This window comes from Sinorhizobium garamanticum (assembly GCF_029892065.1).
Classification (GTDB): Bacteria; Pseudomonadota; Alphaproteobacteria; order Rhizobiales; family Rhizobiaceae; genus Sinorhizobium; species Sinorhizobium garamanticum.
In genome coordinates this window covers 256,614-270,666 of the sequence record NZ_CP120375.1, presented here as the reverse complement: position 1 = coordinate 270,666, position 14,053 = coordinate 256,614, and the positions used below count along the sequence as shown (strand labels likewise).

General features: G+C 59.3%; 13 protein-coding genes and 1 pseudogene. 9 read left to right on the top strand and 5 right to left on the bottom strand.

Going from position 1 to position 14,053, the window contains the following annotated elements:
• Positions 1–241 precede the first annotated feature (241 nt).
• Entirely contained in the window at positions 242–1,381 is a 1,140-nt protein-coding gene (locus tag PZN02_RS30465) for a hypothetical protein (protein WP_280663732.1), read from the top strand.
• 18 nt (positions 1,382–1,399) lie between these two features.
• On the top strand, positions 1,400–1,870 hold the full coding sequence (locus PZN02_RS30460; RefSeq protein ID WP_280663731.1) for a hypothetical protein: 471 nt from the start codon (positions 1,400–1,402) through the stop codon (positions 1,868–1,870).
• Positions 1,871–1,973: 103 nt separating this feature from the next.
• Here the strand turns inward: PZN02_RS30460 and PZN02_RS30455 are convergent, their stop codons facing one another.
• The 3 genes from PZN02_RS30455 to PZN02_RS30445 all read right to left on the bottom strand — a co-directional run bounded on the left by PZN02_RS30455 (position 1,974) and on the right by PZN02_RS30445 (position 3,748).
• Positions 1,974–2,486 carry a hypothetical protein gene (locus tag PZN02_RS30455; RefSeq protein WP_280663730.1) on the bottom strand — a complete coding sequence of 171 codons (513 nt, stop codon included), beginning with the start codon at positions 2,484–2,486 and terminating at the stop codon, positions 1,974–1,976.
• 171 nt (positions 2,487–2,657) lie between these two features.
• Positions 2,658–3,482 carry an IS3 family transposase gene (locus PZN02_RS30450; RefSeq protein ID WP_280663775.1) on the bottom strand — a complete coding sequence of 275 codons (825 nt, stop codon included), beginning with the start codon at positions 3,480–3,482 and terminating at the stop codon, positions 2,658–2,660.
• Entirely contained in the window at positions 3,455–3,748 is a 294-nt protein-coding gene (locus PZN02_RS30445; protein ID WP_280663774.1) for a transposase, read from the bottom strand. The genes PZN02_RS30450 and PZN02_RS30445 overlap by 28 nt, the downstream gene beginning before the upstream one ends.
• A gap of 172 nt (positions 3,749–3,920) precedes the next feature.
• On the opposite strand from PZN02_RS30445, the gene PZN02_RS30440 reads away from it, so the two are divergent.
• The gene (locus PZN02_RS30440; RefSeq protein WP_280663729.1) at positions 3,921–4,499 is read left to right on the top strand and encodes a hypothetical protein; all 579 of its coding nucleotides are present in this window, start codon (positions 3,921–3,923) and stop codon (positions 4,497–4,499) included.
• A gap of 153 nt (positions 4,500–4,652) precedes the next feature.
• Positions 4,653–4,859 (top strand): annotated as a pseudogene (locus PZN02_RS30435) (transposase); the annotation flags it as partial.
• 404 nt (positions 4,860–5,263) lie between these two features.
• Here the strand turns inward: PZN02_RS30435 and PZN02_RS30430 are convergent.
• Positions 5,264–5,842 carry a hypothetical protein gene (locus PZN02_RS30430; protein WP_280663728.1) on the bottom strand — a complete coding sequence of 193 codons (579 nt, stop codon included), beginning with the start codon at positions 5,840–5,842 and terminating at the stop codon, positions 5,264–5,266.
• A gap of 699 nt (positions 5,843–6,541) precedes the next feature.
• Positions 6,542–7,924, bottom strand: coding sequence for a hypothetical protein (locus PZN02_RS30425; RefSeq protein ID WP_280663727.1), 1,383 nt, complete (start codon positions 7,922–7,924; stop codon positions 6,542–6,544).
• A gap of 1,540 nt (positions 7,925–9,464) precedes the next feature.
• Between PZN02_RS30425 and PZN02_RS30420 the strand changes: the two genes are divergently transcribed.
• From PZN02_RS30420 to sctS, 5 genes are all read left to right on the top strand, one after another.
• Positions 9,465–10,385, top strand: a complete 921-nt coding sequence (locus PZN02_RS30420; RefSeq protein WP_280663726.1) for a LysR substrate-binding domain-containing protein — start codon at positions 9,465–9,467, stop codon at positions 10,383–10,385.
• A 972-nt stretch (positions 10,386–11,357) separates the two neighbouring features.
• Positions 11,358–12,101: a hypothetical protein gene (locus tag PZN02_RS30415; RefSeq protein WP_280663724.1), complete on the top strand. Its 744-nt coding sequence runs from the start codon at positions 11,358–11,360 to the stop codon at positions 12,099–12,101.
• Between the two features lie 242 nt (positions 12,102–12,343).
• Positions 12,344–13,090, top strand: a complete 747-nt coding sequence (gene sctQ / locus PZN02_RS30410; RefSeq protein WP_280663723.1) for a type III secretion system cytoplasmic ring protein SctQ — start codon at positions 12,344–12,346, stop codon at positions 13,088–13,090.
• Complete coding sequence (gene sctR / locus PZN02_RS30405) at positions 13,087–13,749, top strand: type III secretion system export apparatus subunit SctR (RefSeq protein WP_280663722.1); 663 nt, start codon at positions 13,087–13,089, stop codon at positions 13,747–13,749. The genes sctQ and sctR overlap by 4 nt, the downstream gene beginning before the upstream one ends.
• Positions 13,746–14,012 (top strand): type III secretion system export apparatus subunit SctS, encoded by a 267-nt coding sequence (gene sctS / locus PZN02_RS30400; protein ID WP_342394748.1) that lies wholly within the window; start codon positions 13,746–13,748, stop codon positions 14,010–14,012. Before sctR ends, sctS begins: the two co-directional genes overlap by 4 nt.
• Positions 14,013–14,053: the final 41 nt, after the last annotated feature.

Genomic DNA, 14,053 nt, shown 5'->3' with positions numbered 1-14,053 from the left:
GTTGGAAACTCCGCGACGACGGGTGTTCGCGACATCGGTCAGCCTGTACCGCGACTTCGCTTGATACTTGCAGCTGCTTCTGGCGCCAAGGACCTTCCTTTGCATGCCCGCGGAACGGGAATAATTTTGCGATCTTTGTAGACTCGTGGTAAGTATCAGCGGCTAGTAATATTCCTTTTCGATTGAGTTTTTCTTCACAAACACTACGGCGGCTCACCGCAACACGTTCTGAGGGCAATTCATGCGGGCAGAGATAGACTTTTCCAACACGCCGGAATTTGCCGACTTTATGGCCGGTCTACCGGGACTCGAGTCTGCTCAAGAGCTTATCCATGGCATTTATATCTATCCACATCCGTTTTGGGTTCGCTTAGCCGGACACGCTGCTCGAGCCGGTGTCCCCGACCCTCAATTGATCTTTGGGTGGTGGTGGTGGAACAGCGACGACTGGGAGGGTCTGTTCGATATGTCGCAGAAGTTCTCGCTCTGGGAACATTACTGCATGGACGTCGGCAAGAAAAAAGATCCCTTCCTTGTGTGTATCTACATTGTGCCAACAACTAATCGGACGATCGGCTTGCGTAGACAAATCCAGAATTATGCAGCGCAACAGCCGTTTTTCGCCACCGTTGAAGAGGAAGAAGTGGGATGGCTTGCAACCTCAATCGGGGGAGGGCTAGAGGTCAATGCCCCGAACACAGGCACTCTTGGTGGATTTCTCAAGGATCAGCACGGCGATATTTACGGTGTCACTTGCGGGCACGTCGCAACAGCTGCCGGGGCGTCCTTCGCACTTCCTGACGTTGCAGGCGTGAGTATTTCCAATGCCGGCTCTGTCTTGCACAGTAACTTCCCAGCCTTTCAACTTAATCCGAAAGGCGCCGTCTGCAATCAGTACACGACGCCCGCCCATCCAGAGGTGGACTTGGCCCTGCTAACGCTAGACCCGGCGCATGTCGGCACCTCGCAAATCGCCAAACACGGGACTGTCGTTGACATTTACGATCGCACGGTCCTTGGCTCTGGCTCCCAGGTCAGCATGCGCGGCGCGGTATCAGGCAAGAAGGACTACATCATCGGCGGATATGGCGTCACCAGCCGATTGAAAGACAGGGGGACCGGCAATTCGTATTGTTTTTCGCACTTGTTCGATTTCGCCGCGCCGCGGTCCCTTAAAGGCGGAAGGGTCAGCCAAGCCATCGCTGCTCGGCCGCTGAGTGGGGACTCCGGTGCTTTCGTTTGTGATACGCTCTCCTCGGGAGATCTGGCGCTCTTCGGCATGTTGATTGCGACCAGAGGCGCAGCCGGGGTGGCGTGTTTTGCCGACTCGATAACAAACTGGGCTAGCCACAATCATGGACTGATGTTGACCCATCTTTGAACGCAAGCGGGGGTAGGTATGGCACCGTTCAGAGCAAGACTTGGAAAATTGCTTCAGAATATCACAGGCGGGTCCGGTGAGACGGGGCTTGCGAGTGGGGATCAACTTGCCCACAAGGGGGATATTTTCTTCATCGCTATCTTGATACTTGTTGTTCTGGGTTCGATTGCTCTCCTGATATGGGTTCCAGGCACCGTAGTGCAGTACGTCCTTGCGGCGCTTTGGGGTCTCACGGTCGGCGGCGCGCTCCTGCTATATTTGCCAGCAAAGCTTTTGATTACCGTAATTGGTGGTCTTCTCGGTGTCGGGGCCTCGGATCTCGCCGGCCTGGCGCAGGTGGTCGAGAAGATGTCAACCACAGTCGTGGCAATAGCGAAGACGATAAGCTCAACAGGACCGGTCCAATTTCAGCAACAGGCGATCTGGCTTTTTTTGGCTCTTGTTGCCCTATGCTGCCTGCCGGCTTACCGAACCGAGAAGAGTGCATGAACGACAAGACTGAACTGAAGGTTTTCATGGATCTTCGTTCGATTCCCTTCGCCATGCCGAGTTTCTGCTCGGCACAAGCGGGATCAGAAGTTCAGCCGCGCGATCATCGGGCAGTGATCTGAGATTGCAGTACCTGGTCTTTCCCGTTCGGGGTGCCTGCTTTGTTGCCACCAAGGTTTCCAATGCTCAGATGCCCGGCCGGACCGTTGCTGTTGATGCCGGGGCCGACGAGGATGTGGTCAAGCCCTGCCGGGTTGCGGCATCCGAGATAAGTGTCCGACGCGAGCAGCTGCGTTTCCGGCGTGGTCAGGTCGCGGATCTCGGCCTGGGTGCAGCGCGCCTGCCCGACATCGCTGATCTGCCAGTGCTCGTCGAGAATCTTGAGGTTGGCGGCCGCTGGCTGACCTTTCGCGATTTCTTCTATGAGAGACCGAGTTAGCACCCCCGCCGGCCGCGGCGTTGAAGTGCCACTGGCGTCGGTCCTGGCCGGTCGCTGTTCGCGCAGCTCATGCCAGAAGTTGCGGTTGAAATCGCCTATGAGAACGATCTTGGCTCCGTCGGCCGACGCGCTCTCGATCCAGCTTTCGAGTGGGTCGACCTGCTGCTGCAGGATCATGCAGGTCCTTGCCTGTTCCCTCCAGATTAGCTCCGGCCTTATCTCGATCTTCGGAGACAATGCCTCGACTTTCCTCTCGACCCTCTTCACCATCGTACTGATGTGGTTCGGAACGACGCTTGCCCTCGATCAGACCGTCACGTGGAGTGCGCCCTTTGGGGCGGACAAGGATCAGGCTGCTGATTTGCCAGTCTGCCGGATGTGGTGATCCTCGAACTGTTGGGGGCTCAAGTAACCGAGCGCTGAATGGAGCCGTCGTTTGTTGTAGACCTCCTCGATGAAGTGGGGAAGGTGCTCGGTGATCTCTTCGAAGGTTTCGAAGGCCATCGGATAGACCGCCTCGACCTTCAGCGTTTTCATGAAGCTTTCGGCCTTGGCGTTGTCGTAGGGATTGCCGCGACGGCCCATCGAACCGATCACGGCGTTGGCGGCCAGTGTGTCGCGGTAGAGCTCGGCGGCATACTGCGAGCCGCGGTCGGAATGGTGGATCACGCCCGGCGGCGGCTTTCTCCTGTCAATGGCCGCCTTCAAGGCTGCCACCGTCAGCCGCGCGTCGATCGACCGACCGATGGCGTAACCGACGATCAGCCGCGACCAGGCATCGAGGATGATGGCGACGTAGATGAAACGGGTCGGCAAGGAGACATAGGTGATGTCGCTGACCCAAAGCTGGTTGGGACCGGTCGGGATGATGTCCTTCGCCAGGTTCGGGAAGATCGGGCCGTCGTGGTCACTGTCGGTCGTGGCAATGAACCGTCGTCTGATCTTCGGCTGCAGATCGTGTTCGCGCATGAGGCGGCGAATCTTCTTGTGGTTCACGACAAGACCTTGCTGCCGCAGGGCCGCACCGACGCGGCGGTAGCCGTAGCACTCGAACTCGTCGCAGATCGCGAACATCGCTTCGACGATTGCGGTGTCGTCGGCCGGGCGTTCCGGGCGGTCATAATAGGTGGAGCGCGCGATTCCCATCAGCCGGCATCCTTCCGCGACGGAGATGCCGCGGGGCCGGTGATGACGGATGTAGTCCCGTTTTTCGGCCGCGGTGCGCTTTTCAGAGCCCCCTTTAGAAACTCCAGTTCCAGAGCCTGCTTGCCAACCCGCCGCTCGAGGGCGGCGATCCGGGCCTCGTATTCCTGGATGAGATCGGCCGCCTGCGCATCGTCGTCGAATTCGCCTTGCTCGTACTTCTGAACCCAGATGCGGATAAGATTGCGCGACACGTCGTGGCGTTTTGCCAGACCATGCAGCGTTTCGCCGGCCAGGAATTCCTACGCGACCTGACGTTTGAATTCGACGCTGTGACTGCGGTGTTTTGCCATGGGTCTTCTTTCCGAAAACCCGGTAGGCCGGTCAATTCGTCATCCCGGTCTGTCCACCCCAAGGGGCGCACTCCAATAGGGGGTCAAAGTTCAGTGCCGATTGACAGGACGAGCATTGCTGCCGGACAAAATCATCGGGAGCGCGCAAGTCGATCTGATTCAGGATGATCCGCACGTTGACGCAACGCATCGGCGCCGGGTGCGGCACGCTCATCGACAATCACGGCAGGTGGTGTTCGATACTGTGCACGCCTTGCGCAAGGAAGGTCTGTCCTGTTCGGAGATCGCACGTCGCACCGGCTACGGCCGGCGCAGCATCGCGAAATGGTTGACTTTCGAGACGCCACCCGACCGGCGAAGGTCGGCGTTGAAGCCGACATTACCCTTATATTTCGAGGCGTTCCTCGCTGAGTGCTGGAAAGATGGATCGCTGCGGACGGCATCTGTTCCACGATATCAAACAGCGCGGCTACACGGGCAGTTTCTCGAATCTCGAGCGGCTTCTCGCAAGCTGGCGCCGCGCCGAAAGATCGATCAAGGACAGCGCGTCGCCGGCTCCAGTCATTCCGCATCAACCGGATCGCGATGCAGTCATCCCGATAAGGGATCCGGAGATCGGCCATGTGATCTCGCCGGTGGTCGCGGCTGCCCTTTGCATCAAACCGCGGGGCATGCTGACGATCAATCAGGCTAGCAAGGTCGACGCCCTGAAGCAGGCATCATATGAGTTTCCCCTGATGCGCAGCCTTGCCATGCGACTTCGCGGCATTCTCCGGAGCGGTGAATCGAGCAAGCTCAACATTTGGATCGATGACGCCGTCGGCTCCGGCTCTCCCCGATGGTGCGGTTCGCGCGGGTCTTGCAGCGTGACATCGGCGCCGTTCGCAACGCCATCGAATTGCCCTGGAGCAACGGCCAAGCGGAAGGCCAGATCAACCGCCTAAAGACGATCAAACGTGCGATGTATGGCAGAGCAGGCACGGAGCTCCTTAGAGCACGCATGCTACCGCTCATCAATAATCATCACCACACAATTGAGGAAGACCCCAATTGAATGCCAAGCGACACGAAGGCAACAGACAGTATCTCGCGCAGGCGGATCTCGGCCGGGCTATCGCCAGGGTGCCCGGCAGCGCTGCCGCCGCCCTTCCTCACCCGCTTCTCGATCGGCAATTCATGCCGGCCGGCCTGAAGGCATCCCTCCCTGCTTCTTTCGCCATGCTGACGGATCAGGGCGTTCGCCACGCTTATAACGAAGGTTCCTTGCCACGGAGCTGCGCAAATTCCAGCCATTTTTCGACGACCTTGACGGGCGCTCCCTTTCCGATCAGCAACGTGAGGCCTGTAACCGAGGCGCCGCGAAATGATCTGAGCAGCCGTTCCGAGGCACCGTTGACGAGTTGGTTTCAATGGTTGCCCACCCGCGCTAGGCGTCTCATCCTGATGTCGCATTATACGTCAGCCGTCTTGAGGGTTGTGGATGAGATAAATTTGCTTGCGCTGGCCAAACAGCACGTCCGGATTCGGTGCTGGCCTGACCTCGGCCGTGTAGTGCTCACCGTTGATGTCGAAGTGTGACCGCAACTCTTGATTGCGCTGGCCCGGTAGGATCCCGCGGTTCCCCAATTCACGAATGATTTCACGCGGCATTAGTTGACCGCCATTGTCCCAGCGGTGGTGATCCCAAAGCGGGCCAACCAGGTGTCCGATGTCTCGATGTGAGAGAGCCGACGAGGACGCCTTGCCAAGCGCCTGCGCCGATCCGCTAGATGACTTTTGGACGCAACATTCTCCAAACGCTTTCCTAACTGCTGACTTTACGCGCGACCACAGCGATCCGTCTTTGCTATGCAGGCCGGACCGCGGCAGCATCCGCATCGACCCGCCGAAGTCAGCGTACCGGATCCCTCCACGGTCATCTGCGGGCGTCGCATCAGGGGGAATGAGTTGTAAGTTGCCTGGGTGCTGTTCGTGCACGGCAATGTACTCCTGCATCGAAGCTGCCATGCTGAATTGGTCGATCGACTTGAGTTTCACTTTTCGTATCCTCCGAAGCTGGTGCGAAAGCGCGAATTGGAATGAGCGGACGCCATTCAACGCTTAGACCGGGCTGGCGCCTTGATTGCGCATCTCATATCCTTCGCCTTCCCCGGGCGGTCCTAAGCCGTTGGTTGCTGGTGAAGCCCTTTCTCCCAGGATGTAGTCGGGTGGCGGGACGGGAAAGTCGTTGGATCGTGTCGTAGGCGCAGCCCGCGCCCGCGAGGAACAAGCCGTAGTTCACCGCCCGCGCGAAACGGTTTGATCTGGCGCCCGTTCGGCCTGGCGCGCCCTCACCATCCTGTCCCTCACCACGTTTCGGCCGTGTCGGATTGGTCGCAGGTGAGGGTGCCGCATTCCGGGAATGAAACACAGTAAGTGGGTGCGCTTCGTGGAACGCAGTCACGGCGCTCGGAGCCTCTACCAGTCCGTCAACGAGGGGCCGGTCTAACGCCGAAAAGCCTTTAATTGGTTATTCCCAATTCGCATCTCACGGCTCCTCCATCAAGTCTATGATGCAGCCTCAATAGTTGCGGGCATGGCATCGAACGGATAGTCAGAGGAGGCATTGATCATCACGTGGACATCCTCGATAATGTTGCGGCCTTCAAGCGCGACAGACTCGTTTCTCCTGCGATCGGCCTCAGCTTGTTCGACAGGGCTTGAAGGCCATCCGTAAGCCGTGACCCCTTCTTCCGCCTAGGGCAATAGCGCTGCCAGGGCGCGAGCCCGATACTCCGGCTCGTCAGGTCCGCGGGCAAGGGCAGCGATGCGGCGTTGTAGGTCGGGGGCAAGCCCTGCCAAGCCTGGCCGAAGGCCTTCGAGAGCCCTTACGAGATACTCGGGGTCGTCGATGCTCTCGGCCAAGACAACGAGACGCTGCTGCAGTTCGGACGCAAGCTTTGGTAGGCCTGCTCCGAAGCCGCGTAGGGCCCAGGCGCGATCCTCGGGTTCACCGAGTCCCTCCGCGAGGCGGACGAGACGGCGCTGGAGATCCCGCGCAAGCCCCGCCAGGCCGGCTCCAAGGCCAATTAAAGCCGTGCCGCGATGCTCTTGGTCCTCAAGACCCTCGGCGAGCTTGACAAGACGCTCCTGGAGCTCCCGCGCAAGCCCTCCTACGCCTGTGCCGAGGTCTCGGAGGGCGAAGGCGCCATGCACTTGGTCAAGCCCTTCGGCGAGCCTGACAAGACGCTCCTGGAGATCCAGCGCAAGCCCTCCCACGCCTGTGCCGAAGCCTTGGAGGGCGAAGGCGCCATGCACTTGGTCAAGCCCTTCGGCGAGCCTGACAAGACGCTGCTGGAGCTCCCGATCAAGCCCCGCCACGCCCGCTCCGAGACCCTGCACGGCCAAGGCGCGATCCTCTTGGTCCCCGAGCCCCTCGGCGAGGCTAACGAGACGCTGCTGGAGCTCGCGATCAAGCCCCGCCACGCCCGCTCCGAAACCGTCCACGGCCGCGGCGCGATGCTCCTGGTCCTCAAGACCCTCGGCGAGCCTGACAAGACGCTGCTGGAGCTCCCGATCAAGCCCCGCCACGCCCGCTCCGAGACCCTGCACGGCCAAGGCGCGATCCTCTTGGTCCCCGAGCCCCTCGGCGAGGCTAACGAGACGCTGCTGGAGCTCGCGATCAAGCCCCGCCACGCCCGCTCCGAAACCGTCCACGGCCGCGGCGCGATGCTCCTGGTCCTCAAGACCCTCGGCGAGTCTGACAAGACGCTGCTGGAGCTCGCGATCAAGCCCCGCCACGCCCGCTCCGAGACCCTGCACGGCCAAGGCGCGATGCTCTTGGTCCCCGAGCCCCTCGGCGAGGCTAACGAGACGCTCCTGGAGGTTGGGGGCAAGCCCTGCCACGCCTGTTCCGAGGGCTCGGACGGCGGAGGCGCATTCCCAGGGCTGGTCAAGTCCCTCGGCGAAGAGGACGAGATCCTCCTGGAGATCTGGCTCGAGTCCTGCCAAACCCGGTCCGATATCCATCAAGATCGAGTTGCGCTCATCGGGGTCGCCAAGCCCCTGGACTAGCGCGACGAGATCCTCCTGGTCCGCCCGGGTGAGGTAATTGAAGTTGGGCGCGAGTGATTGGATCATGTTGGGCACCATGCTGCGCGCGGCAAAGCGATCCGCACCGGGCTCGTGACCCCGCAACCTCGCCCAGATGGCCTGAACCCGAATAGCCCTTTGGCGCCTTTCTCGAGACGCCGGCGATAGCCAGGTGTCGAAACGCAGCCGGCGATTTGTCTGCAACATGCTCGGCATATCGGTCGGGCTGACCCGCTCAGCAATCTGACCGAGTAGCTCCGGCGGCAGACGATGGAAACTGGTGTGCTGCATGCTGAGAGAGGAGGAAACGCGTGGGGCTTGAGACTCAGAGCGCGTCTGCTCCACCACAGAGCTGGATGCTTCGCCGGCCTCCTCAACGCGAACAAGCGGCCCGGCGGGAGGATCGTCCGTGGTATTTCGGTCCATGGCGCTAAAGAACGGCATCGGCGCCTTGCCACGCAAGTCAATGTTCCTCATGGTTCACCTCTTACGGATCGACAACTATTATGCCCATCGGGAACCATGACCCCATCGGGTGCGTGGTTTGTGGCAGGCACATCCTGATGTGCAAATGATGTGCCACTTGAACGACCGACATTGATCTCAGCCCTTCCGCGCCGAGAGGGTTGAACTTGCCAGCCAGCGGCGCGCGTGTCGCGGCGGTCTGGGAGAGACCTAAGTGTTGATAGACGACTGTTGCCGCGCAATTCTGCTTTTGCCGCCAGGATCTACCGTGGTCATTGCGCGCAAGGTCGCTGCTGATGAAGTTGTGCCGAAAACCATCCGGTGAGCTCCCTGATGGCATCTCTCTTCTTTGTCCGAAGCAGACATGCCGAATGTCATGAATCCGCCAATTTGTTGCGAAGGCAACCGCGTGCAGCAAAACGGACGCGCATGGTTCCCGCTGCGCAAACTGGCCCGGATCTTGCTGTGTGCTTCGCAGCACGAAAAAGGGTTGCAAGGATCCCCCGAGTGAATGCTCCTCCTACGACGTTCCGCTCGGCTTCCCTGCGGCAACTGCAGAATCTGGCAAACCGGTGGTCGCAAATCACGCCGCCGCAATCATTGGGCCTCACGATCACGATGCTCCGTATCGACGTATATCCACAGCGCGACGAGCGCAGAGACAAATGCCACAGGCGCAGTTTTCTTGAGCCGACTGCCTTGCACCTGACAACGTCCTCTCGGACGCGCTCGCCAGGGCATCGGCGGAATTCGAGGGAACGTACGAGCACGTTGTTCTCGTCGAGGACGAAGAGCGCCGGCTGCTCGTTGTCGCTGCGGGATCGACCTTTCCGAAGCTTTTTTCTGGGCGGAGGGCCGGGCGGCGAGACGAGCCGGCGGAGAAAAAGGGCTCATTCAATGAGAATTTCACTCTTCATGCCCGCACTGAGCGCGGCATCCGTTCCCTCTTGCGAAGCTGCTAGGCCCTCAATCGCGGAACACGCAGCCGCTTTGGAATCAGGGTGGCAAGGTAAGACCAGAGCGGAATGGTACTCTCGGCCTATTTGAAAACACGGATGGTGCGCTAGTGCTCCAAGCGGCATCAGGCGCAATCTAACTCACTTCAACTTGTCAAGGCTATGCCATGAAACTACGCCACCTCCGCTATTTCGTCAGCATCGTCGATGCAGGGAGCTTCTGCCGGGCAGCGGCCACCATCAATGTGGCCCAGCCGGCCCTCAGCCAACAGATCGCTGAACTTGAAACCATGCTCGGCGCCACCCTGTTGCAGCGTAGCGCACGCGGTGTGTGCCCGACCCAAGTGGGCAAGGTTTTCTATCGGGAGGCGTTCTCGATCTTGCAGCGGGTAGAGCAACTGCGCGGCATCGTTCGCTCCACGGAGGGAGAGCCAGAAGGTTCGGTGCGGCTCGGCATGTCTCCGACGCTCGCCGTCTCCCTCGCAGGCTCCTTGGTGGGCGCCTGCAGGACGGCACTCCCCAAGGTGACCCTGCGCTTGTTCACTGGTGACCTTCTTCGGATCAGGTCGCTCATCGAATCGCACGCCCTCGACGTTTGCATGGTCTTCGAGGACACACCCACCCGTGGTGTTTCCCGCAAGCCGCTGTTCCGCGAGCGCCTCTATCTGATCCGGGCTGCCAATGCAGAAAATGCCAAAACCTCCGTGTCTCTCGATGAGCTGGCTTCACTTCCTCTCGTGCTGCCCGTGCGGCCGCACACGATGCGCAACGCACTGGACCGAGCCTTTGGAATGGCCGGAGGGATACCGAACTGCGTGGCAGAGGTCGACACGTTCTGCAGCGTGCTCTCCATAGTCAAAGCCGGCGTAGCAAATGCGATAGTTCCAAAAGGGGATTTCTCGGATGTTCCAGGCTACGAAGGTCTGAGGCCCGTAGTCATCGATCCGCCGATTTATCTGACGGGATGCCTCATCTCATCCGCCCATATCCCTCTCACCTCCGCCGCCGAGGCGGCAAGTGCTCTGCTCGAGGCGCAGGTAGAACAGCACTTTAGGGAACGCTGCAATAGGTGTGTGGCACCGGAATGAGATGGTGCGCGTTGATCTTGAAAGATCAACGAGTCCTATGTCCAGGCGTCTCAGAGCTAGGGGGTTCGCATCGCAATGCCTTGAGGTGCTTGGCGGACTTGTAAGCAGCAACGAAGGCCCTGATATGGGCCTCAACGCTTCCCAGATCATCGTGGTAGTGGTGGACCTCAACCGTGGCGTACTTGATGGTGCGGTTCATTCGTTCGGCCGTGCCGTTAGCCGGGTCTTCTGCCGGACGCCACCAGGATGGCTTCCTCGGTCGGCGTCAGCACTATGCTCTTCGGCGCCCTGGGTCCTATATCGGCCGTTGTGGTCCGGCTGCGCCATTTCTTCACCGTCTTCCGATTCAGGCCTAGCCGCGGCAAGGGACCGGTGCTCTCTTGCGACGCATGGAACCCGGATCACAGCCTAGTGCGCCCGCTGCCGGGAAGAAGGACGCATGCCATAGCAAATCCTCCTCCTGACGTCTCATAATAAACCATCACAGTTCGCGGCTGCCCACTAAACACTTGGATCCGTGGTCAGGTATTTCCATCACAGGCAGATCAGATCCCAACGTCGCGCAGTAAAAGTTCAAAGCGCCTCACGAGACCCATGGGCCTACCGAGTGGGCCTATTCGCATGCGCCCGGAAAGACGTCCAAGGCGCTCGTTCGCGAAGAAACGGCGCCGCTCTCTGTGGACGCGGCATCTGGCGCCAGAGGGACCCTATGTTGGAGCTCATCATAAGGAGGGCAGATGATCCAATATCGACATGATATTTGCTTCTGGCCCGCGTTGGAGATTGGAATGTAAACGACAGCTCGGCGATTGAGCGGCGCCCTTTCCTCGGCGAGTGGAATGATTTCGGGTATTCGTCGCCGTGATGGGGATGATTTCAATTAGGAGCCGAATGATTTGCGTCAACAGCCTGTCCGAACCGGCCAGTCCCTGGGCTTGCCGACCTCAGAGGTCCCGAAGGGATTCTTCAGCTATGTATTTTGGGTTGACCTACTCCAAGAAGACGGCCGTCCGCATCGTTGAACATCGACCTGATGGGAGGATGCACTCCAGTACGTATGCCGCCATGGAGAATGGCGGTTTTGCCCCACCTCCGGGTCGGGCTACCGCGCCGTCGTGCGCGCATCTTGGAAACGTGGAGCGTTTCTCGCAAATGCTTAATGAGCCGAGTTTTAAAGGGTGCGTGTCATTCGAGGACGCACCCGGCAAAACTCTCGGCAGCCGCGAGCTTGAGTCGAAACAACGCTGCAGCGAAGCGCCGACTCGTCAAAACATGCTCCATTTCCTTGGTGCCACTTGGCTCGGCGTCACCGTCCTGAAGACCGACACGGATATTCGAGATACGGCCGAGCCGGGGGCGAGGCCACGATCCGCCATTGTCGCCGAATTGGCGGAAACAATATGCATTTTGGTAGGCCGAGGCAACGACGACAGCACGGTGCAAATCATCGTGCTTCAGGAGAAGTTGCTCGGCGATGCGAAAGTGACCATCAGTTATCGGCATGATACCTTACGTGTACTCATCGAGCCCGAGCGCCTTCGGGCTTTCCTGCAACGTCAGGGCTATGCGTTTGCTCGCGACCTATCGGATCGGCTCGGTGTGCGGATTCTGGTTGCGGCAGTTACCCACAGCTCATCTCCTGAGGAACAGGACAACACCCCAAGGTCACGCGGGTTTGAGGCAGTTCTTCACTATGTAGCCGAGAGGCGGACGTGATTGATCTGCCCTGCTGCAGTTCACGAGAGGCCGCCGCCATCTCGCTTCTTGCAACCCGCTTGCCGGCCACCCTCAGCCTCGCTGGCATTCAAGTCGCAGCCGTCATGCCCGATTCGACTCCACCACGTGTTCCGGGGGATTGCCGCAGGTTTTGGCTACGCCTACACGGCCACAATATCCGAATCGCCATCGACTCGACTCTGCTTCCGCCCCTTGCAGTGACACATTGGCCGGACATCACGATGCTGCCATCAGATGATGGCTTGCGGGAAATCCTGTTTAACATCGTCCTACACGATGTAGCGATTCAGGTGGAACAATGGTGCGGTCAGAGGCCCATCTGGTCTTTGTCCGAGATCACCACCGGAGTGCTTCCCCACGCAATTGAGCTCGTTCGCCTGGACGGTCCAGACAAACTCCTCGGGCTAATAGAATTCGACGGCGGCGGCCTCGAATGGATCACCGACTGCTGCCGCGATGCGCTGCCGGCCGTGTGCGCAGACCTCGACCATGTGGCTTTCTCTCTCGATCTGAGAGTCGCTCGCGTCAGCCTCACATTGGCGGAAATAGAGGCGCTCGCGCCGGGCGACGTCATCCTGCTCGACACCTCACCGGTCGCTCGTGACGGTGCGATGACCGTTCTACTGTGCCTCTTTGGCGATTCACGATTTCGCGCTTCGATCATGGATGGCCGCCTTTCAGTCCTTTCAGCAGTGGACCACATGATGGACAATCCTGACTCTCTCCCTCCCGAAACCTTCGACAACATCGACCTCCCAGTCGACGTGGATGTCGGACGCCTGACCATGTCGCTCAAGCAGCTTCGTGAGCTTGCTGTGGGCCAGATACTAGATCTTGGTTTCGACGCTACGACCAATGTCAGTTTGCGAGTCAATGGCCGGGTGGTCGCTGCGGGCGAGTTGGTGCGCATAGTCGATCGGACAGGTGTACGTGTCTTAGACATACGCCTACCGCGCGCCTCGTCATGAACACCGGTTTGCCCGATCCCGTTGCGATGATCGCTTTGATCGGCGCGATAGCGGTCATCCCCTTCTTTGCGATCATCGTCACGTCGTACGTCAAGCTCGTTGTCGTGTTCGGGCTGATCCGCAATGCCCTCGGCATTCAGAATATTCCACCGAACATGGCACTGAATGCGGTCGCCATCCTGCTGTCCGTATACATCATGCAGCCGGTAGCCAAGAACGCATATGAAGCTGTGAGCCACAAGGAGATCGCGTTCGATGATCTCCGTGGGCTCGGCGACACGATTTCGCTTGCTATTGAGCCCCTCCGCGATTTCATCCTGAAGAACACGTCGCGAGAGGAACGACAATTCTTCGCCAATGCGGCCCGTGACTTATGGAGCGAAGGGGACGCCCAAGCGGTAACTGACAGCGATTTTATCATTTCTATCCCAGCATTCATCACATCCGAGTTGGCAGACGCGTTCAAGATAGGTTTCCTTCTTTTCCTGCCTTTCCTCGTCATCGACCTCCTCGTTTCAAATATCCTTCTGGCGATGGGTATGATGATGGTTTCGCCGATGACGATCTCCCTGCCCTTGAAGCTGTTCTTGTTCGTCGCTGTGAACGGGTGGCAGCGCCTGATTCACGGTCTGGTCTTGTCCTATGCGGGGCCATCGTGATTAGCACCGACACTCTCGCCAACATCGCCGTGGACGCGCTGAAACTTGCTCTGGTTCTGTCGATGCCCACGATCCTCGTTGCTACGGCGGTTGGGCTGGTCGTCAGCGTGGTGCAGGCCCTAACCCAAGTTCATGAGCAGACCCTTCCGTTCGCGGTGAAACTGTTATGCGTGAGCCTGACGTTGCTGGCGACTGGGAGCTGGTTCAGTGGGGAGCTGTATCAGTATACGTTAAACATCTTCGACAAGATCGGAGTGATGTGAGTGAAAGGTGCGAGAAGATGCTTGATCGGTCTGATATCTCG

What these genes read in the sequence shown, in the direction of transcription:
- PZN02_RS30420 (WP_280663726.1), top strand. Translation starts at nt 9,465, where the DNA reads ATGAAACTACGCCACCTCCGCTATTTCGTCAGCATCGTCGATGCAGGG.
- PZN02_RS30465 (WP_280663732.1), top strand. Translation starts at nt 242, where the DNA reads ATGCGGGCAGAGATAGACTTTTCCAACACGCCGGAATTTGCCGACTTT.
- PZN02_RS30425 (WP_280663727.1), bottom strand. Translation starts at nt 7,924, where the DNA reads ATGATCCAATCACTCGCGCCCAACTTCAATTACCTCACCCGGGCGGAC.
- sctQ (WP_280663723.1), top strand. Translation starts at nt 12,344, where the DNA reads ATGCTGCCATCAGATGATGGCTTGCGGGAAATCCTGTTTAACATCGTC.
- PZN02_RS30455 (WP_280663730.1), bottom strand. Translation starts at nt 2,486, where the DNA reads ATGATCCTGCAGCAGCAGGTCGACCCACTCGAAAGCTGGATCGAGAGC.
- sctR (WP_280663722.1), top strand. Translation starts at nt 13,087, where the DNA reads ATGAACACCGGTTTGCCCGATCCCGTTGCGATGATCGCTTTGATCGGC.
- PZN02_RS30460 (WP_280663731.1), top strand. Translation starts at nt 1,400, where the DNA reads ATGGCACCGTTCAGAGCAAGACTTGGAAAATTGCTTCAGAATATCACA.
- PZN02_RS30415 (WP_280663724.1), top strand. Translation starts at nt 11,358, where the DNA reads ATGTATTTTGGGTTGACCTACTCCAAGAAGACGGCCGTCCGCATCGTT.